Below are 16,953 nucleotides of genomic sequence, written 5' to 3' on the forward strand. Positions count from 1 at the left end.
ACCGCTGCAAAGCCGTACTTGGAGCTCTTGTGGATGGCGGGCATTTGCCGATTGGGCTCTGTATGGGGCTGCTTCAGCATGCTCACCGATACTCCCCAAGGCGCCCGTTTTGTGAATCAGAGAGTTTTCGACTTTATTTGACGAAGTTTGCTGGGCGAGGATGTTTTATCCTCGGTAGTTTTCGACTTTGTCCCTGCTGTGCTTCTGGCTCATGCCTTCGCAGCCCGCATGAATCCTAGAGTTCAGTTTTCGACTTTAATTGTTGAGAACAGCTTTGACGGCTTCGCCCGACTATGGGCTTGACCTCTTTGCTTCCGGAGTCCTTGCACATGAAATGCTTGCCCCTCGCCACCCTGGCGCTGAGCCTGTCGATCCCCTTCGCGGCGCACGCCGACTGGGCCAAAGTCGAGGCCGATGCCAGGGGCCAGACGGTGTACTTCAACGCCTGGGGCGGCAGCGAGGCGACGAACGCCTACATCGGCTGGGTGGCGCAGCAGGTCAAAGGCCGCTACGGCGTGGAGCTGCGCCATGTCAAGGTGACGGACGCGGCCGAGGTGGTCAAACGGGTGCAGACTGAAGTGGCCGCCGGGCGCCGCACCGACGGCTCGGTCGACCTGATCTGGGTCAACGGCGAAAACTTCCGCAACCTGAAGCAGGGCGGTCTGCTGTTCGGCCCCTGGGCCGAGAGCCTGCCCAACTGGGGTGCGGTGGACCTGAACAAACCCGTGCGCAGCGACTTCTCGGTGCCCACCGAAGGTTTTGAAGCGCCCTGGGGCACGGCGCAGCTGACCTTCATCGCCGACAAGGCCAGAACGCCCACACCGCCGCGTTCGGCGGCCGAGCTGCTGGCGTTTGCCCAAGCCAACCCGGGCCGCGTGAGCTACCCCAAGCTGCCCGACTTTCACGGCACCACCTTCGTCAAGCAGGTGCTGATCGAACTCGCGCCCGACCGCAAGGCGCTGCAGGCGCCGGTGTCGACCGCCAGCTTCGCCTCGGCCACGGCGCCGCTGTGGGCCTATCTGGACCAACTGCACCCGCAGCTCTGGCGCGGCGGCAAGACCTTCCCGGCCAGCGCCGCTGAAATGCACCGCATGCTGGCCGATGGCGAGCTCAAGCTCTCGCTGACCTTCAACCCCAACGAAGCGGCCAACCTGATCACCACACGCCAGCTGCCCGCCACGGCCTACAGCTTCGGCTTCACGGGCGGCACCCTCGGCAACGTGCACTTTGTCGCCATCCCGGTCAACGCCAAGGCCCGGGCCGGCGCCCAGGTGGTGGCCAACTTCCTGCTGTCGCCCGAAGCCCAGGCCCGCAAGGCCGACGTGGCGGTCTGGGGCGACCCCAGCGTGCTCGACATGGCCAAGCTGCCCGCCGCCCTGCAGGCCACCATGCGCAAGACCGCGCCCGGCGCACTGGCCGAGGCCGTGCCCACGCTCGCCGAGCCCCACGCCAGCTGGGTGGAGGCGCTGGAGGCCGAGTGGCTGAAGCGGTACGGCGCACGCTGATCCGTCGCCTGGCACCGCAGGGGCCATCGGGCCACGGGCGGCGGCCGTCGGCACTGTGGCTGGCCGCTCTGCCGGTGGCGCTGATCCTCGGGCCCTTGTTGCCCGGGCTCTACTGGGCGCTCGCGCCCACGCTGGATGCCGCTGTCTGGCAGGCCCTTTGGGTCGACGCCCAGTGGCCCCAGGCCCTGCAGGCCACCCTGCTGTCGGCCCTGCTGGGGACCGCGCTGGGCGTGGCGATCGCGGCCGTGCTCGCCACCCTGTACTACCCCAGCCGTCGCTGGGCCGACCTGCAACGGCGCATGCCGTTGTTGCTGTCGGTGCCGCACGCGGCCTTTGCGGTGGGCCTGTTTTTCCTGCTGTCGCCATCGGGCTGGCTGGCGCGCGCGCTGGCCCAGGGGCTGGGCTGGGCCGAGCCGCCCGCCTGGATCACGGTGCAGGACCCCTATGGCCTAAGCCTGGCGCTGGCGCTGGGCATCAAGGAGAGCTGGTTTCTGTTGTGGGTGCTGGTCGCGGTGCTGGGCGAGCAGCAGGTGCAGCGCCACATGGTCGTGGCCCGCTCGCTCGGCTACAGCCGGGTGCAGGCCTGGCGCCGGGTGTTGTGGCCGCGTTTGCTGCCGCGCCTGGGCTGGCCGCTGGCCGCCGTGTGGGCCTACGGTCTGTCGGTGGTGGACATGGCGGTGATCCTGGGGCCGGGCACACCGCCCACCCTGGCCGTGCTGATCTGGCAGTGGCTCATCGATCCCGATGCCGCGATGCAGGCCCAGGGCGGCGCCGCGTCGCTGGTGCTGCTGGCGCTGTTCCTGCTGGGGGCGGGCGCTGCGCGCTGGCTGTGGCGCCACACCGTGCACCGCGCGGCCTACCCGGCGGGCGAGCGCCGACCCGCGCCCCGACCTGCCCGCGTGGGGCTGCACCTGCCCTTGCTGCTGATCGGCTATGCGGTGGTGGCGGTGCTGCTGGTGTGGTCGCTGGCCGAGAGCTGGTTCTTCCCCGCGCTGTGGCCCGAATCGCTGTCGCTGCAGACCTGGCGGCAGGCCGACTGGGCGCCGTTCTGGACCACGCTGTGGCTCGGTGCGGCGGCCGTGCTGCTGTGCCTGCCGGCGGCGCTGCTCTGGCTGGAGTGGGGGCCGCAGCGGGTCAACGCCGTGTTGTATGTGCCGCTGATCATTCCCACCCTGCCGCTGGTGGCGGCGCAGTACGCGGCCTTGTTGCAGTTGCAGGTGGACGGCACCGCGCTGGGCCTGGTGTGGAGCCACCTGCTATGGGTGCTGCCCTACATGGTGCTCACGCTGATCGGGCCGTACCGCGCTTTTGATCGCCGCCTCATGACCACCGCGCGGGCGCTCGGGGCTTCGCCGCTGGGGGCCTGCCTGCGCGTGAAATGGCCGATGCTGTTGAAGCCCATATTGGCCGCGCTGGCCGTGGGTTTTGCGGTGAGCGTGGCGCAGTACCTGCCGACCCTGTTTGCGGGCGGCGGGCGTTTTGTCACGGTGACCACCGAAGCCGTGGCCCTGAGCGCTGGCGGCAACCGCCGCGTGCTGGCCGTGCAGGCGATGCTGCAGATCGCGCTGCCGCTGCTGGGCTTCGGCCTGGCGGCGCTGCTCTCTTTTTGGGCCGGCCGTTGCCGGAAAGGTTTGCGTTGACATGTTTGAAATACGGAACCTCACCATCACCCAGGGCCCGAACGCGCTGATCGTGGGTCTGAACCTGCAGGTCGAACCGGGCGACATCGCGACGGTGACCGGGGCGTCTGGCTCGGGCAAGTCCACGCTGCTCAACTGGCTGGTGGGCGATCTGGACCCGGCCTTCCAGGCCAGCGGCGAGCTGTGGCTGGACGGCCAGCGGCGCGACCAGTTGCCGGTGGAAGCCCGGGGCGTCGGCATCCTGTTTCAGGACGACCTGCTGTTTCCGCACCTGAGCGTGGGCCAGAACCTGGCCTTCGCTTTGCCAGCCGCGCTCCAGGGCGCCGCCGCTCGCCGCGCGCGGGTGGAACAGACGCTGCGCGAGATCGGGCTGGACGGCTTCCACGACCGCGATCCCGCCACGCTCTCGGGCGGCCAGCGCGCCCGCGTGAGCCTCATGCGCGCCTTGCTGGCCGAGCCCGACGCGTTGCTGCTGGACGAACCGTTTTCGAGGCTCGATGCCGAGCTGCGCACGCAGTTCCGGGGCTTCGTGTTCGAGCAGATCGCGCGTCAGCGCATCCCCACCTTGCTGGTCACGCACGACCCGGACGACGTGCCGCCCGGTGGGCGGGTGCTGGACATCCACCAGTGGCAGGGTCCACCAGACTGATGCGCGCCATCACGGCGTGAGCACCACCGGCTCCAGCGCGTCGGAAGCGCCGCGGATGCGGCCAATGGCAGCGGTCTGCGGGTAGCCCGATGCCTTCAGGGCGCGGATGCAATCAGCGGCCCGGTCGGCCGGCACGCTCGCCAGCAGACCACCGGCGGTTTGCGGGTCGAACAGCAGCGGGTAGCGCGGGTCGTTCACGAAGTCTTCGGCGTTGCGCAGCGCGCGGCGCAGGCGCACATTGGCCGGCTGCAGCGAACTCACGATGCCCGCCTCCACGCATTCCACCGCGCCGTCGAGCAAGGGCAGGGCGCTCAGCTGCAGCTCGGCGTCCACGCCCGAGGGGCGCGTCATTTCCACCAGGTGCCCGAGCAGGCCGAAGCCGGTCAGGTCGGTGCAGGCGGTGGCGCCGTGCTGGCGCAGGATGCGGGCGCCGGCCTGGTTGGACACGACCATCGATTTCAGCGCGGCGTCGATCCAGCGGCCTTTGGCCGCGTGCCGCGCGTGGGCCGCGAACAGCGTGCCGGTGCCGATGGGTTTGCTGAGCAGCAGTACGTCGCCGGGCAACATGCCGCCCTTGCGCATGACGCCGTCCATCTGCTCGTCGATCAGGCCGTTGATGGCAAAGCCCAGCGCCAGCTCGCGCCCCTCGCCGGTGTGGCCGCCGACCAGGGCGCAACCCGCGGCGTTGAGCACCTCGACCGCGCCGGTCATCATCTGCAGCAGCAGGTCTTCCACCTTGGCCTCCAGGCCCGGCGGCACGGTGGCGATGGCCGTGGCGGACTGCGGCTCGGCGCCCATGGCGAAGATGTCGCCCAGCGCGTGGTTGGCCGCGACCTGGCCGAACAGGTAAGGGTCGTCGATGAAGCTGCGGAAGAAGTCCACCGTGTGCACCATGGCCTTGCCCGGCGGCACGCGCACCACGGCGGCGTCGTCGGGCGCGTGCAGGCCGATCAGCACGTCGTCGCGCTCGACCGGTTGCAGGCTGCCCAGTGCGCGGGTCAGGATGCTGGCGCCCACTTTGGCACCGCAGCCGCCGCAGCGCATGGCAATCGCCGAGATCGCCTGGCGCGATTCTTCGGCGCTCAGCACCAAGCTGCTGGCGGGTGTTGCGCTGGCCGGGCTGGCATCCGCCATCGCCGGCAGCTCGGTGAACTTGCGCATGAAGCGGCGGTCGATCCAGTCCTTCCAGGTCCAGACCCAGTTTCCGGCAAAGCCGATGGCGCCGCGCGAGGCCACGGCGTAGCGGTCGCCGGTGGAGATCAGCGCCAGCCAGCGTTGCTGCGGGTTGTAGGCCACCAGGGGCTGGCCGCGCAGGCTCAGGCGCAGGTTTTTCGCCAGCGGCGGGCCCATGCGCACCGCGAACACACCGGCCTTCTCCAGCGGGCGGGCCGTGAAGGAGGCCACGTCGCCCGCGGCAAAGATCTTCGGGTCGCCCAGCGTCTGCAGTTGTTGATTGACCTGGATGAACCCGTGTTCATCGAGCGCCAGGCCGGTGCTTTGAAGCCAGACCGGGCCACCGGCTTGTGTGACCCACAGGGTTTCGTCGGCGTCGAAGGTGCGGCCGTCCTGCGTGTGCAGGCAGCCGGGCGAAACCTGCGTCACCTCGGCGCGGGTGTGCACGGCCACGTGGCGCTCTTTCAGCACGCGGGCAAAGCGCGCACGAACCCCGGGGTTGTGGGTTGGCAGAAGAGTGTCGCCCGCCGTGAGCAGCACGAAGCGCAGCAGGTCGGGGTTGCGGCCGAGCTTCTGCAGCTCGTTGCGCAGCCGGAACTGCACCGACAGCACCAGCTCCACACCGCCCGCGCCACCGCCCACCACCGCGATCGTGAAGCGGCTGTGCAGCCCGCGCACGCGGTCCAGCAGCTGCAACCAGCGCTGGTTGAAATGGGCGATGGGTTTGACCGGCACGGTGTTCGCCAGCGCGCCGTCCACCTGTCGCACCTTGGGCGTGGAGCCGGTGTTGATGGACAGCAGGTCGTAGGGCACCGAAGGCCGGTCGCGCAGCAGCACACGCTGGTTGGCGCGGTCCAGGCCCGTCACCTCGCCGTGGATGAAGCGCGCCCCGGCGAACGCCGCCAGGCGGCCCAGGTCGATGTGCACGTCGTCAAAGCTGTAGTGGCCCGAGATGTAGCCCGGCAACATGCCGGAGTAGGGCGTATCGATGTCGGTGCAGATGAGCGTGATGCGCAGGCCCGGCTCGGGCTGCATGGCCAGCATGCGCAGCACGACCACGTGGCTGTGGCCGCCGCCGACGAGCACCAGGTCGCGCAGGATGGGTTGTTCAGAGGCTTGCATGGGAACCTGTGTAGGGCTGTTCCCGTTGATCATAGGTTGGCGCGCAAACAAGCCGCCTGGATGGGCGGTGTGACCCGTGGTGGTATCAGACCGGGTGGCGCTTCGCGATCCAGGCGTCGAGCGACAGCTGGCCCGGGCCGTGCGCCATCAGGTAGAGCAGCACCGCGGCCCAGGTGCCGTGGGTGGCGTAGGCGTCGGGGTAGACGAAGAGCTGGATCACCAGCGTCATGCCCAGCAGGCCCAGGGCCGAGAGGCGGGTGGCCAGACCGAGCAGGATGAAGAGGGGCAGGATGTGTTCGCCCAGCGCGGCCAGGGTGGCGCCCAGCTCGGGCGGCAGCAGGGGCAACTGGTATTCCTCCTTGAACAGGAACACCGCGTTGTCGGACAGGCGGGGGATGCCCAGCGTGAACTCGCCACTGACGATGTCGATGGCCAGGCCTTCGATCTTGGTCTGGCCCGACTTCCAGAACACGGCGGCGATGGAAAAGCGCGCGATGAAGGCCAGCAGCGTGTTGGGCAAGTGGCCCATCGCGCTGTGCACGCGGTGAAGCAGGGTGGTCAGGCGCGGGATCGTGCTGCCAGGCGCAGCGCCTTCGGTGGTGGTGAGCGTGTTCATCATGGCTCCTGGGGGTTTTGGCTGAGGACAGCGGAGGGCTCAATGGGGAAGTTCCGCGCCGATCAACAGTTGATGGCGGATCAGGGCGGCCAGCGCCTGTGAAAGATCGAATCCGGGTTCTGCAACAAAGGCCTGGTCGATGGCCTCGCCAAAGAGGGCGTTTTCCAGCAGGCCCTCGACCAGCGCGGCCATGCCGGGGGTGGTCTGCAGCACCATCACATCCCACCCGCTGCGAAAGACCAGGGCACATTCGGCCTGCGCCAGATCGACGCCTCCGAGCGCGATGCCGCTGTCCTCCTTGTGCGCGGCCCAGATCGATACGGCCGCGTGCGGCGAGCTCAGCAGGTGCAGGCTGGGCGCCAACTGCCAGCACAGTGAGGGCAGGGCGTCGGCGTCCTGCAGCAGGGCCGAGAGGCTGGTGGCATCGAGGGGCTGCGCATCGGCGGCGTGCAGGGCCTGCAGGCGTTGCCATTCGAGCCGCGCCACGTCGGCCAGGTAGGGCAGGCCAGCGGCCGGCGGGAACCGCGCGATGAACCCGGGCAGTTCGTCGCCGTAGTGGGCGAGCACCCGGGTGCGGGGCGGGTGGGCACGCACAAAGACCTGGGCCATGGCGCGGAAGAAGTCTTCACCCACCAGCTGTTGCGTGACCGGGAAGGTCTGGGCCAGCGCGTCCACCAGCGAGACCACCACGTTGTTGCGGTAGACAGCCAGGGGTCGCTGTGGTTCCAGGTGACGAGGCCGTTGGGCACGGTCAGCGCCGGGTCGAGCAGGGCCTGCGCCCAGGTGTGTTGCGTGTTCATGTGACGGCCTCCTGCGCGGGGGCGTAACGGGTGCGCGTGCAGGGGCCGGGTTGGGTGGGTTTCGACGCCGCATGGGTGGTGGCCAGCAGGCGTTGTTCGGCCGTGCGCGCTTCGCCCAGCAAGACCTCGAAGGCGGGCAGGTCGTTGTCGCGTTCGATCAGGGTCGGCTTCGGGCCGGTGATGGCCAGGGCGGCTTCGTACAGCGCCCAGACCGCTTCGGCCACCGGGGAACCGTGGGTGTCGATCAGCAGGCGGTCACCCGCGCTGTCCAGGTCTTCGGCAAAACCGGCCAGGTGGATTTCGCCGGTGGCGTGGCAGGGGAGCTCGCACAGGCTGCGCAGGGGGTTGAGGCCGTGGTTGGTGCTCGAAACATAGACGTTGTTGACGTCCAGCAGCAGGCCGCAGCCGGTGCGCTGGACCACCTCACGCAGAAAGTCGCCTTCGCTCCAGGTGGAGCTGGCGAAGGCCACGTAGGTCGAGGGATTCTCCAGCAGCAGGCTGCGGCCCAGCCGGGCCTGCACCTGGTGAATGTGGTCGCACACGCGCTGCAGCGTGGGCCCGTTGTAGGGCAGGGGCAGCAGGTCGTTGAAGAACACACCGCCGTGGCTGGACCAGGCCAGGTGTTCGGAAAACACGGCGGGCTGGTAGCGTTCCACCAGCCGGGCCACGGCTTCCAGGTGGTCGGCATCGAGCGGGTCTTCGCCGCCGATGGACAGGCCCACGCCGTGCAGGCTCAAGGGGTAGTGCTCGCGGATGCGGGTGAGGTGGTGATGCAGGGGACCCCCGGCCACCAGGTAGTTCTCTGCATGCACTTCAAAGAAACCCAGGTCGGGCTGGTGCGCATGGATGTGCTGAAAGTGCTCGGGTTTGAGGCCGAGCCCGGCCCGGTGGGGCAGCGCGAGGCTGCCGGGCTGGTGGGAGCGGTTGGGCGCGACCGGCGGCGTGGAGCCCAACGGTGATGCAGCGTGAGGGCTCATGGTGGGGTCTCTGGTGTCCGACGATCGCGCCCGCTGGGATCAGGACATTTTTTCCTTGAAGGCGGCGAGCTGGCCAAAGCCGGTGGACGATGTGGGCGATGCGGTTTTCTCGCAGCTGCCCTTGGGCACCAGCGACCAGGCGTTGCCCTGGTGGTCCATCTTGGAGGTGCCGGCGCAGGTGGTGCCGGGGCCGGCGGCGCAGTCGTTCTTGCCCTTGAGGGCGACGCCGAAACATTTCTCTTTGTCGGCCATCTGGGCGGCGGCCGGGCTGGCGGCCAGCGTCAGGGCCGCGCCCATGGCGAAAGCCAGGGCGGTGCCGGATGCGATGCGGGCGGCGTTGCGGCGGGTGATGGTGTTGCTCATGGTGATCTCCAGATAAAACGTGTTGGGAAGCGACGGGTGCCAGCCAACGTGAATGGCTTGCAGGGAGGTAGTCGCCGCGTCTGAACGATCCTTACAGCCGCATCCGAAAAAAAAATGCAGGGCAGGTTCTGAAGGCGTGGGGAGGCCGGGCCTCGGGTGTACCGAAGGGGCGCGTAGGCGCGAGCCGATCCACCGCCGTTGGCGGGGACCTGTGTGGGGAATCCGTGTGGGGTGTTCAGGCCGCGCTGGCGCTGTGCGGCGGCCGACTTGTCAGGGATGCGGCTGGAACACGGGCGTGGCTGGTGCCGCGCCCGTGGGCCGCGTTGCGCCGCTCAGACCATCTGGAACACGAAGCTGTCGGCGTAGAGGTGGTCCATGCTCGCGCCCCGGGCCGCAAAGGCGACCTTGGCGTCGGCGATCATGGTGGGCGAGCCACACAGGTAGATCGCGTGCTCCGACAGGTCGGGCAGGTCGGCCAGTACGGCGTCCTGCACGTAACCGCGGCGCCCGGTCCAGCTGTCGCTGGCGCGCGAGAGCACCGGCACGTACTGGAACTCGTAGAGGCGGTCGGCCCAGGTCTGGATCTCGTCGTGCAGGTACAGGTCGGCCTCGGTGCGCATGCCCCAGTAGAGGCTCACCGGTGGGCAGTCCTCGTCGTCCATCAGGGCTTCGAGCATGCTCTTGATGGGCGCGAGTCCGGTGCCGGTGGCGACCATCACCAGCGGGCGGTAGTCCTCGGCGTGGAAGCAGAAGTTGCCGTGCGGTATCTCCACGTCCAGCGTCTGGCCTGCGCGCAGCGTGGCGATTTGTTGCTCGGTGAAGGTGCCGCCGGGGATGCGGCGCACGTGGAAGTCCACCGTGCCGCCGTTGGGCCGGGAGGCCATCGAAAAGCTGCGGTGGCGGCCGTCGCCGAGCTGCACGTTCATGTACTGGCCGGGTCGGTAGACCAGCTCGACGTCTTCCGGCAGGCGCAGGCGCAGGTGCGTCACGTCGGGCGTCAGCGCTTGCACGCCTTCCACCGTCGCGCTCAGCAAGGTGGGGCTGGAGCAGGCCAGCGGCGGCGCGACACTGATCACCAGATCGCTGCTGGGCCGCGCCTGGCAGGCCAGGGCGAAACCGGCCTCGGCCTCTTCGGGGCTCAGGCCCATGGGCAGTTCGCCGGCCTCGCCATCTTCGCTGGTGTAGCCCACGGCGCCTTCCACCAGCTTGATGCGGCAGGTGCCGCAACCGCCGAACTGGCATTCGTGCGGCAGGGCGATCTCGCCGCGCAGCGCGGCCTCCAGCACCGCCTCGCCAGCAGCAACTTCAAAAGACTGGCCGGTTTCCAGCCAGACAACACGGTGGTTCATGCTCGACTCCGTCGAAGACTGCGGGGGCTTATTTCTTGATGTCGGCCTGGACCATGACCTCGTGGCCGCTGGCGGCCAGCGCGTCTTTCAGCGCCTGCAGGGCGGCCAGGCCACACGCGGTGTCCTGTTCGCCATTGCCACCGCTCAGGCCCACACCGCCCACCACTTCGCCGTTGACGACGATGGGGAAGCCACCGACGAAGACGGCGAACTTGCCTTCAAAGCTCCACTGGATGCCGAAGGCCTCGTTGCCGGGCAGGGCAGGGCCGTTGGGCGCGGTGTTGAAGAGGTGTGTCGAGCGCTTGTGGCCGGCGGCGGTGAAGGCCTTGTTCCAGGCGATCTGCGGGCCGGTCACGCGGGCGCCGTCCATGCGTTCCATCACCAGCGGAAAACCGCCTTCGTCGGTGATGCAGATGGTTTCCAGCACGTTGATGTCCTGGGCCTTGACCAGGGCGGCGCGGACCATCAGGCGGGCTTCGTCGAGTTGGAGTTTGAGTGCGGTTTTCATGGGTTTTTCCGGGATTTGAAAGAAAGGGGGATCAAGCGGCGCGGTAGACGATCTTGGTCTGTGTGAAGAACTCCATGCCGACCCTGCCGGACTCGCGGAAGGTGGAGGTGCTGGAGTTCTTGACGCCGCCAAAGGGCGCGTTGACCAGGTTGCCGGTGGTGGTGCGGTTGATCTTGACCGTGCCCGACTGGATGTTCTGCGCGAAGTCGTGCATGTACTTCGGGTTGCGCGTGGCGATCGCCGCCGAGAGGCCGTACTCGCTGTCATTGGCCTTGGCCATCGCGTCCGTGAAGTCGCTCGCCTCGATGATCGCCAGCACCGGGCCGAAGATCTCCTCGCGCGCAATGCGCATGGTTGGCTTCACGCCGTCAAACACCGCCGGCGAGATGTAATACCCGTGCTCGTAGACCCCGCCGCTCAGGCGCTCGCCGCCGCACAGCAGCGTGGCCTCGCCCTGGCCGATCTCGATGTAGGAGAGCACCGTCTGCAACTGCTTCTCGGTCGCCAGCGGCCCCAGGTCCATGCCCGGCGTCAGGCCGCTGCCGATCTTGAGCTGCTGCACACGCGCCAGCAGCTTCTGTGTGAAGGCGGCCTTGACCGCGCTCACCACGATCAGGCGGCTGGTGCCCGTGCAGGCCTGGCCGGTGAGCGAGAAGCCGCCCTTGACCGCCAGGTCCACCGCCAGGTCCAGATCGGCATCCTCCATCACGATCAGCGGGTTCTTGCCACCGAGCTCCATCTGCAGGCGCGTGGTCAGGTGCACCGTGCGCTGGATGTGCATGCCCGCCTGCGTGGAGCCGGTGAAGGAGATGGCGCAGATCGCGCGCGAGGTCGTGATGATCGGGCCCACGTCACCGGCGCGCCCGGTGATGAAGTTCAGCACCCCTTTGGGCAGGCCGGCCTGCACCAGCGCCTCGGTCAGGCGCAGGCCCGAAAGCGGCGCGTCCGACGAAGGCTTGAAGACCACCGTGTTGCCCATGGCCAGGGCCGGGGCGATCTTGCGCGCGGGGATGGAGGCGGGGAAGTTCCAGGGCGAGATGACGGTCACCACGCCCAGCGGCTCGCGCTGGCTGTAGACCTGCATCTCCGGGTCGTCCTGCGGGTAGGTCTCACCCCCGAAGGTCTGGCTCTCCATGGCGTAGAAGCGGAAGGTCTGCGCGGCGCGCAGGAACTCGTCGCGCCCCAGGGCCTTGGACTTGCCTTCCTCGCGCGTTAGCTCCTCGCCAAAACGATCGGCGTTCGCTTCCAGGTAATCGGCCGCCTTGTTCAGGACCTTGGCGCGCTGGCTGATGGGGGTCTTGCGCCAGCCCTCGAAGGCCGCGGCGGCCGCGCCCACGGCGGCTTCGGCGTCGGCCGAGGCCGAAGCCTGGAAGCGGCCCAGGTTCTCGCGGGTGTCGGCCGGGTTGATGTTGTCGAACGTGCGCCCGCTGCGGCTGCGGACCCATTCGCCGTTGATGTGGTTGAAGAACTCTTCGACAGGGGTGCTCATGGTGCGGGGCGGGGACGGGTCCCCGGGGTAGGTGACAGACGACGGGAGAAGGCGCAGCGCCCAGCGCTGCGCGGGGGTTTCACTTCAGGCGGCCAGGGCCAGCTCGGGGGCGACGTAGTCGTTGTAGAGCGCGGTGGTGTAGAGCAGGCGCATCTGGGCACCGACCTCACAGATCTTGATGCAGCGCTGCTGCATCTCCACCGTGGTGGCGTGCTCCAGCACGATCTGGTAGCCGCGCTCGCCGTGGATCTCGTCGGAGACGATGTGCAGGTCGAAGAACTCGACCTCTTCATCGCTGAAGCCGTACTTGTCGCGCAGCGTGGGGGTCTGCTTGCGGTAGATCGAAGGCACCTGGGACTCCAGGCCCACGACCAGACCGGCGACAGCCACCACCGGGTCTTCGCGCATGGCCACGGCGTAGCACCAGCTCTGCAGGGCGCGCGTGGTGGGCGACATGTTCTCCTGGTCGGTCACGCGCGCGCGGGTGGTGCCGCAGGCCTCGGCGAAGCGGATCAGCAGGTCGGTGTGGCGGTCCCCGCCGATCTCTTCTTCGTACATGTTGGCCAGCAGGAAGTCCTTGGCGTCGGTCATGTGGTCGGGGGTGCGGGCGTAGATGTAGGCCAGGTAGTCGGCGAAGGGGCCGACGTAGTGGTAGTGGTTCTCGGCCCAGCGTGCGAGGTGTTCGCGGCTGAGGCTGCCTTCGGCCCAGGCCAGGCTGAAGGGGGATTTGTTGGCGCTCTTGCCCTGGATGGCGTTCTCCAGGGCGCTGCGCAGTTCGTCTCGGTTCATCGGCGTGCTCATGAGAGGCTCCTTGATGGGGGTGGCGGAAAAGGGATGTCGGACGCTTCGGGTCGGGTGCTTTGACCGTCAACACGGTATACAATATACAGAAAACAATGTGACGTCAACCGAAAATCTGAAAATTCCAGAAATCCCCGGGGTTTCTCGGCTCAGCGCCCGACTGGCAGGGTCTTGAAGCCCGCGATGAAGGCACTTGACGCATCATTGTTGACGGTATACAGTATACTTCATTCCATCGAGAGCGCCGCAGCAGACCCACCCCACAGCGAGATACCCATGCCTGTCGTCATCCTTCACAAGCACGGTCAGACCTTCCAGGACGAGGTCAGGCCCAACACCAACCTCGTGGTGCGCGCCGGCATCAAGCAGTTTCCGTATCCCAACCTCCAGTACGAGTGCGGCATGGGCAAGTGCGCCAAGTGCGCCACCCGGGTGATCGCCGGTGCCGAACACCTGCCGCCACCGAACTGGAAAGAGAAGAAGCAGCTGGGGGAGCGCCTGAACGAGGGCTACCGGCTGGCCTGCCAGCTCTGGCTGGAGCACGACATCGAGCTGACGCAGGACTGAGCGTCTCTGGCTGCGCCAACACCGGACCACCCACCTTCACCGACCCCATCACCCCACCTGGAGCCGAACCACCATGTATGTGATCCTGACCACCAAGCCCGGCCAATTCAGAACGGAAGTCGGGCCTGACCTGAAACCCGTCGAAGCCTATGACTACGTTTTCTACGGGCGGACGCGCGCGCGCTTTCTGATTGCCGAAATCAGCGGTGAGACCCGCGTGCGCATCGTCGACGAAACCGAGCCGGTCACCGTCAACGATGTGCCCTCGAAGTTCCTTGAAAAATTCCACGAGATCGAAGGCGCGCGCCGCGAACTCCAGTACCTCTGCGCCTTCGGCGACATGGACACCACCCTGGTGCCGCGCGACGTGGCCGACTTCAACCGCCCGGTGCCGGTGGCCGCATGATCCAGGTCACCTTCATCTCCAACGACAACAAGCGGGTCGAGGCGCCGGACAACAGCAACCTGTTGCGGGTCTCGCTGCGCGAAAAAGGCGGCATCCCGTTCAAGTGCGGCGGTGGCCTGTGCGGCACCTGCAAGTGCCGCATCGAACGCGGCCTGGAGCACACCGACGAGGTGAAGGCCAAGGAACGCAAGCACCTGAACGACGAACAACTGGCCGACGGCTACCGCATGGCCTGCCAGACCTTCATCCGCGGCGACATCGCGGTGTCCTGGTAAGTCCATGAGCGCCGCCCGGCCGTTCCGAAGGCGCTTAGCCCCGCAGTGCGCAGCGCGGAGGGTAGTCCAATGAGCGGCATCGCTACGGGTCTGCTGCCCGTGGGGCTGGACGGGGTGACCTACCTCGGCATGGGCGCCATGGTGCTGATCGGCGCCTGCCTGCAGGGCGTGAGCGGGCTGGGCTTCGCGATGTTCTGTGCACCCATTGCCGCGCTGCTGTTCCCCGAGCTGGTGCCCGGTCCGCTGCTGGCCCTGAGCTGCCCGCTGGCCCTGATGACCGGCCTGCGCGAGTTCCACGCCATCGAGTGGCGCACCGCGGGGCAGGCGATCGCCGGGCGGGTGCTGGGCACCGCGCTGGCCGCGCTCTGCCTGGCCTGGCTGCCGGTGCAGACCCTGTCGCTGCTGTTCGCGGCGCTGATCCTGACCGGTGTGGCCCTGAGCCTCAAGGGCTGGCGGGTGGCGCACAGCGGCCGCAACACCACGCTGGCGGGCATGGCCTCCGGCCTCATGGGCACCATCACCTCGGCCGGCGCGCCGCCGTTCGCCATCGCCATGCAGCACCTGCCGGCCAACCGGCTGCGCGGCACGCTGGGCGCGGTGTTCTTCATCGGCGCGGCGCTGTCCCTGGTGGCGCTGTCGATGGTGGGGCGCATGGGCGCACCCGAGCTCTGGCTCAGCGCCCTGCTCATGCCCTGGATGGTGGCGGGCTTCGTGCTCTCCGGCCGCATCAAATTCCTGATGCGCCAGCAATCGCTGCGACCGATGCTGCTGGGTCTGGCCGCCTTTGGCGCGCTGGGCATCCTGGTGCAGACGCTGACCCGCCATTGACCCCTCCCGATCCTTTCAACCCGACCTACGCACCATGCAACACATCACCGACGACATGATCGACGCGGCCGTGAGCCCGCAAGACGCCCGGCAGGTGCTGCTCGACGCCTTCCGCAGCTTTGGCCACGGCCAGGCCGCGATGCAGGAGCGCATCCGGACCGAGGCCCAGGGCGTCAAGCTGTCCACGCTGGGCGCGGTCATTCCGGAGCAGAAGGTGGCGGGCGCCAAGGTCTACACCACGATCCAGGGCCAGTTCACCTTCGTGATCGTGCTGTTCTCCACCGAGGATGGCCGTGCCCTGGCGTCCTTCGACGCCGGCGCCATCACCCGCCTGCGCACCGCCGCCTGCTCCCTGATCGCCGCACGCCACCTGGCCCGCCCGGGCGCGCGCCAGATGGCGCTGTTCGGTGCCGGTGTGCAGGGCCGGGCCCACGCGATCCAGATGGCACAAGCCTTTGACCTCGAAGAAATCCGGGTCTGCGATCCCTATGCCCTGCCGGGCCTGGCGGCGGACCTGCAACGCCAGTGCGGCACGCCGGTGCGGCTGTGCGACGCGGCGGAAACCGTGGCCGGGGCCGACATCGTGGTGACCGCCTCGCGCTCGACCACGCCGCTGTTTTCGGGCGACCAGCTTGAGCCGGGCTGCTTTGTGGCGGCCATCGGCTCCAGCCTGCCCCACACCCGCGAACTGGACGACCGCGCCCTGGAACGCGCCGCCCGGATCGCAGTGGAATGGTTGCCCCAGACCCTGCGCGAAGCCGGTGACCTGGTGCTGGCCCGGCCCGGTCTGGTGTCGCCCGAGAAGCTGGTCGAGCTCGGGGCGCTGGTCACGGGCGCATCGCCCGGCCGCCAGAGCGACGACGAGATCACGCTCTACAAATCGGTGGGGGTGGGCCTGGAAGACGTGGCCCTGGCCGGGCTGGCCTGGCAACGCGTTCAGGCGGGCGCATGAAACAGCGCCAGCGGTCGCGGGGCCTCTCAAGGCTCCATCTGCGCCGCGTTGTAGACGTGGCGCATGGCCAGCAGCGAGGCCAGTTCGGCGTCGCCGTTGATCACGGCGCGCAGGATGGCGGCGTGTTCGTCCCAGTTCTGCGGGCCGCGCGCGCGGTTGAGCGGTGCGAACAGCAGGGCGGTGCGGTCGCGCAGCGAACGCATGATGTCCTGCAGGATCGAGTTGGCTGCGATGCTGCCCAGGGCGTCGTGAAAACGCTGGTTCATCATCAGCATGACAGCGTCGTCCGCACCGCTCTGGGACACCCGCGTGCCCTCTTCGAGGATGCGCTCCATCTCGGCGATCTGCTGGTCGTCGTGCCGCTGCGCCGCCAGCTTGGCGTTGAGGCCCTCCAGCGTGGCGCGCACCTCGACCAGTTCGCGCATCTGTTGCGGGCTGAAGCTCGTCACCGACGCACCCCGGCGCGGCTCGATGGTCACCAGACCTTCGGCCGCCAGCTGGCGCAGCGCCTCGCGCACCGGCATGCGCGACACCCCCAGTTCCTCGGACAGCTTGCCTTCGACCAGCCGCTCACCGGGCGGCACGCCGCCGGACAGGATGCGCTCGCGCAGCGCGCTCACCACCAGCTCGGTCAGTGGCGAGTGGTTGGCGCCCAGGGTCGTTGCCTTGATGTGTGTGTCCATGGGGTGCTGCGGGTGTCTCGGGTTGGGCGGGCCGCCGGGAAGCGACCCTTTTTCAATTTTATTTCTTCACAAGGATACAGAATGCCGTTTGGATCAAACAAAGCCGCCGAAATCCGCCCCCAGGGGCCGGTCCGCGCCACGCAAGGCGGTGTCCCATGCTGAGCGCCGAACTGCTGACCTGGCTGCCCGCCTACCTCGCTCTCGGCATCGCGGGGGGCTTCGCCGCCGGCCTGCTGGGCATCGGCGGCGG

18 protein-coding genes are annotated in these 16,953 nt (G+C 68.2%); 8 read left to right on the forward strand and 10 right to left on the reverse strand.

The features are described 5' to 3' along the window. Positions 1 to 329: 329 nt before the first annotated feature. From F3K02_RS20830 to F3K02_RS20840, 3 genes are read left to right on the forward strand one after another with little or no spacing between them, the layout of a single operon-like run. A complete protein-coding gene (locus F3K02_RS20830; RefSeq protein ID WP_177137514.1) occupies positions 330 to 1,505 on the forward strand; it encodes an ABC transporter substrate-binding protein in 1,176 nt (391 codons plus the stop codon). Continuing rightward, entirely contained in the window at positions 1,478 to 3,145 is a 1,668-nt protein-coding gene (locus F3K02_RS20835; protein WP_218179502.1) for an ABC transporter permease, read from the forward strand. The genes F3K02_RS20830 and F3K02_RS20835 overlap by 28 nt, the downstream gene beginning before the upstream one ends. 1 nt (position 3,146) lies before the next feature. Further along, positions 3,147 to 3,794, forward strand: a complete 648-nt coding sequence (locus F3K02_RS20840) for an ATP-binding cassette domain-containing protein (protein ID WP_177137515.1) — start codon at positions 3,147 to 3,149, stop codon at positions 3,792 to 3,794. A 9-nt stretch (positions 3,795 to 3,803) separates the two neighbouring features. On the opposite strand, the gene selD is transcribed toward F3K02_RS20840, so the two are convergent. The 9 genes from selD to F3K02_RS20885 form a co-directional block, all read right to left on the reverse strand. After that, positions 3,804 to 6,089 (reverse strand): selenide, water dikinase SelD, encoded by a 2,286-nt coding sequence (gene selD, locus F3K02_RS20845; RefSeq protein ID WP_177137516.1) that lies wholly within the window; start codon positions 6,087 to 6,089, stop codon positions 3,804 to 3,806. Between the two features lie 85 nt (positions 6,090 to 6,174). Beyond that, positions 6,175 to 6,618, reverse strand: coding sequence for a DoxX family protein (locus F3K02_RS20850; protein ID WP_177137571.1), 444 nt, complete (start codon positions 6,616 to 6,618; stop codon positions 6,175 to 6,177). A 126-nt stretch (positions 6,619 to 6,744) separates the two neighbouring features. Next, on the reverse strand, positions 6,745 to 7,578 hold the full coding sequence (locus tag F3K02_RS20855) for an HvfC/BufC N-terminal domain-containing protein (protein WP_218179504.1): 834 nt from the start codon (positions 7,576 to 7,578) through the stop codon (positions 6,745 to 6,747). Beyond that, complete coding sequence (gene bufB / locus F3K02_RS20860; RefSeq protein ID WP_177137517.1) at positions 7,502 to 8,482, reverse strand: MNIO family bufferin maturase; 981 nt, start codon at positions 8,480 to 8,482, stop codon at positions 7,502 to 7,504. The genes F3K02_RS20855 and bufB overlap by 77 nt, the downstream gene beginning before the upstream one ends. A gap of 39 nt (positions 8,483 to 8,521) precedes the next feature. Continuing rightward, the gene (locus tag F3K02_RS20865) at positions 8,522 to 8,779 is read right to left on the reverse strand and encodes a BufA1 family periplasmic bufferin-type metallophore (protein WP_226466990.1); all 258 of its coding nucleotides are present in this window, start codon (positions 8,777 to 8,779) and stop codon (positions 8,522 to 8,524) included. A gap of 398 nt (positions 8,780 to 9,177) precedes the next feature. After that, positions 9,178 to 10,194: a 2Fe-2S iron-sulfur cluster-binding protein gene (locus F3K02_RS20870; protein ID WP_177137519.1), complete on the reverse strand. Its 1,017-nt coding sequence runs from the start codon at positions 10,192 to 10,194 to the stop codon at positions 9,178 to 9,180. A 28-nt stretch (positions 10,195 to 10,222) separates the two neighbouring features. Then, positions 10,223 to 10,702 carry a GlcG/HbpS family heme-binding protein gene (locus tag F3K02_RS20875; RefSeq protein WP_177137520.1) on the reverse strand — a complete coding sequence of 160 codons (480 nt, stop codon included), beginning with the start codon at positions 10,700 to 10,702 and terminating at the stop codon, positions 10,223 to 10,225. A 31-nt stretch (positions 10,703 to 10,733) separates the two neighbouring features. Beyond that, entirely contained in the window at positions 10,734 to 12,191 is a 1,458-nt protein-coding gene (locus F3K02_RS20880) for an aldehyde dehydrogenase family protein (RefSeq protein WP_177137521.1), read from the reverse strand. A gap of 84 nt (positions 12,192 to 12,275) precedes the next feature. After that, positions 12,276 to 12,992 carry an iron-containing redox enzyme family protein gene (locus F3K02_RS20885; RefSeq protein ID WP_177137522.1) on the reverse strand — a complete coding sequence of 239 codons (717 nt, stop codon included), beginning with the start codon at positions 12,990 to 12,992 and terminating at the stop codon, positions 12,276 to 12,278. Between the two features lie 276 nt (positions 12,993 to 13,268). Between F3K02_RS20885 and F3K02_RS20890 the strand changes: the two genes are divergently transcribed. The 5 genes from F3K02_RS20890 (at position 13,269) to F3K02_RS20910 (ending at position 16,020) form a co-directional block, all read left to right on the forward strand. Next, positions 13,269 to 13,559: a 2Fe-2S iron-sulfur cluster-binding protein gene (locus F3K02_RS20890; RefSeq protein ID WP_177137523.1), complete on the forward strand. Its 291-nt coding sequence runs from the start codon at positions 13,269 to 13,271 to the stop codon at positions 13,557 to 13,559. 73 nt (positions 13,560 to 13,632) lie between these two features. Next, positions 13,633 to 13,965 carry a ferredoxin gene (locus F3K02_RS20895; RefSeq protein ID WP_177137524.1) on the forward strand — a complete coding sequence of 111 codons (333 nt, stop codon included), beginning with the start codon at positions 13,633 to 13,635 and terminating at the stop codon, positions 13,963 to 13,965. Further along, positions 13,962 to 14,240, forward strand: a complete 279-nt coding sequence (locus F3K02_RS20900; protein ID WP_177137525.1) for a 2Fe-2S iron-sulfur cluster-binding protein — start codon at positions 13,962 to 13,964, stop codon at positions 14,238 to 14,240. Before F3K02_RS20895 ends, F3K02_RS20900 begins: the two co-directional genes overlap by 4 nt. Before the next feature lie 69 nt (positions 14,241 to 14,309). Further along, positions 14,310 to 15,068 carry a sulfite exporter TauE/SafE family protein gene (locus F3K02_RS20905; RefSeq protein ID WP_177137526.1) on the forward strand — a complete coding sequence of 253 codons (759 nt, stop codon included), beginning with the start codon at positions 14,310 to 14,312 and terminating at the stop codon, positions 15,066 to 15,068. Between the two features lie 34 nt (positions 15,069 to 15,102). Then, positions 15,103 to 16,020, forward strand: coding sequence for an ornithine cyclodeaminase family protein (locus F3K02_RS20910; protein ID WP_177137527.1), 918 nt, complete (start codon positions 15,103 to 15,105; stop codon positions 16,018 to 16,020). A 26-nt stretch (positions 16,021 to 16,046) separates the two neighbouring features. Here F3K02_RS20910 and F3K02_RS20915 read toward each other — a convergent pair whose 3' ends face one another. Then, entirely contained in the window at positions 16,047 to 16,703 is a 657-nt protein-coding gene (locus tag F3K02_RS20915; protein ID WP_177137528.1) for a GntR family transcriptional regulator, read from the reverse strand. Positions 16,704 to 16,953 lie beyond the last annotated feature (250 nt).

The sequence above is a fragment of the Hydrogenophaga aromaticivorans genome (assembly GCF_013387465.1).
GTDB lineage: Bacteria > Pseudomonadota > Gammaproteobacteria > Burkholderiales > Burkholderiaceae_C > Hydrogenophaga > Hydrogenophaga aromaticivorans.

What these genes read in the sequence shown, in the direction of transcription:
- F3K02_RS20830 (WP_177137514.1), top strand. Translation starts at nt 330, where the DNA reads ATGAAATGCTTGCCCCTCGCCACCCTGGCGCTGAGCCTGTCGATCCCC.
- F3K02_RS20840 (WP_177137515.1), top strand. Translation starts at nt 3,147, where the DNA reads ATGTTTGAAATACGGAACCTCACCATCACCCAGGGCCCGAACGCGCTG.
- selD (WP_177137516.1), bottom strand. Translation starts at nt 6,089, where the DNA reads ATGCAAGCCTCTGAACAACCCATCCTGCGCGACCTGGTGCTCGTCGGC.
- F3K02_RS20850 (WP_177137571.1), bottom strand. Translation starts at nt 6,618, where the DNA reads ATGGGCCACTTGCCCAACACGCTGCTGGCCTTCATCGCGCGCTTTTCC.
- F3K02_RS20855 (WP_218179504.1), bottom strand. Translation starts at nt 7,578, where the DNA reads ATGCGGCGTCGAAACCCACCCAACCCGGCCCCTGCACGCGCACCCGTT.
- bufB (WP_177137517.1), bottom strand. Translation starts at nt 8,482, where the DNA reads ATGAGCCCTCACGCTGCATCACCGTTGGGCTCCACGCCGCCGGTCGCG.
- F3K02_RS20865 (WP_226466990.1), bottom strand. Translation starts at nt 8,779, where the DNA reads ATGGGCGCGGCCCTGACGCTGGCCGCCAGCCCGGCCGCCGCCCAGATG.
- F3K02_RS20870 (WP_177137519.1), bottom strand. Translation starts at nt 10,194, where the DNA reads ATGAACCACCGTGTTGTCTGGCTGGAAACCGGCCAGTCTTTTGAAGTT.
- F3K02_RS20875 (WP_177137520.1), bottom strand. Translation starts at nt 10,702, where the DNA reads ATGAAAACCGCACTCAAACTCCAACTCGACGAAGCCCGCCTGATGGTC.
- F3K02_RS20880 (WP_177137521.1), bottom strand. Translation starts at nt 12,191, where the DNA reads ATGAGCACCCCTGTCGAAGAGTTCTTCAACCACATCAACGGCGAATGG.
- F3K02_RS20885 (WP_177137522.1), bottom strand. Translation starts at nt 12,992, where the DNA reads ATGAGCACGCCGATGAACCGAGACGAACTGCGCAGCGCCCTGGAGAAC.
- F3K02_RS20890 (WP_177137523.1), top strand. Translation starts at nt 13,269, where the DNA reads ATGCCTGTCGTCATCCTTCACAAGCACGGTCAGACCTTCCAGGACGAG.
- F3K02_RS20895 (WP_177137524.1), top strand. Translation starts at nt 13,633, where the DNA reads ATGTATGTGATCCTGACCACCAAGCCCGGCCAATTCAGAACGGAAGTC.
- F3K02_RS20900 (WP_177137525.1), top strand. Translation starts at nt 13,962, where the DNA reads ATGATCCAGGTCACCTTCATCTCCAACGACAACAAGCGGGTCGAGGCG.
- F3K02_RS20905 (WP_177137526.1), top strand. Translation starts at nt 14,310, where the DNA reads ATGAGCGGCATCGCTACGGGTCTGCTGCCCGTGGGGCTGGACGGGGTG.
- F3K02_RS20910 (WP_177137527.1), top strand. Translation starts at nt 15,103, where the DNA reads ATGCAACACATCACCGACGACATGATCGACGCGGCCGTGAGCCCGCAA.
- F3K02_RS20915 (WP_177137528.1), bottom strand. Translation starts at nt 16,703, where the DNA reads ATGGACACACACATCAAGGCAACGACCCTGGGCGCCAACCACTCGCCA.